Below are 522 nucleotides of genomic sequence, written 5' to 3'. Positions count from 1 at the left end.
CTGCGCCGGGACCACCATGCGCCGCCGGCCAGCACTACCAGCGCCAGACACCCCAGCACCAGCCACCCGCCGGGCGCCAACGGCCACCAGCCCGGCGCTGCAGGCAGATGTACATCACGCAGCGGCAACTGGAGGGGCGTCATCTCTGCGCTCCGCCCGATCCACCGTTCAACCACGCGTCACTGGGTGCATCACTGGACAGTACCTGTACCCGCACGCGTCGCCCCGGCAGCATCCGGCACAGGGTTTCGACCGGTGCGATGAAAGCCGCATGCCATGCCTCGCGAGTGGACGCCGATGCCAGGTCAAGCTCCAGGCGACCGTCCGGGGTAGCCAGCGGCAGCACACATGCGGAGGGCGCCAGTTCCAGGGGATCCACCAGCAGGATCAGGTGTACATCCACATGCATCGACAACGCCGACCAGATGGCGGCCGGGACGGCCAGCGCACTGGCCGGATCGGCCATCACCACCACCCGGGCTCCGGGATGCGCCAGCCGTCCGGCTTGCTCCAGCGCGGTCG

General features: G+C 69.5%; 1 protein-coding gene and 1 pseudogene. Both read right to left on the bottom strand.

Features of this window, described 5'->3' with window-relative positions:
• Positions 1–143: DUF4381 domain-containing protein (locus tag JCM9942_RS18570; protein WP_157723103.1), on the bottom strand; the 143-nt coding region annotated here is incomplete at its 3' end.
• Positions 140–522, bottom strand: a pseudogene (locus JCM9942_RS17875) (DUF58 domain-containing protein); the annotation flags it as partial. The gene JCM9942_RS18570 and the pseudogene JCM9942_RS17875, both read right to left, overlap by 4 nt.

The organism is Stenotrophomonas pictorum JCM 9942 (genome assembly GCF_001310775.1).
In the GTDB taxonomy this organism is placed as follows: Bacteria; Pseudomonadota; Gammaproteobacteria; order Xanthomonadales; family Xanthomonadaceae; genus Stenotrophomonas; species Stenotrophomonas pictorum.
This window is presented reverse-complemented; position numbering and strand designations above follow the sequence as displayed.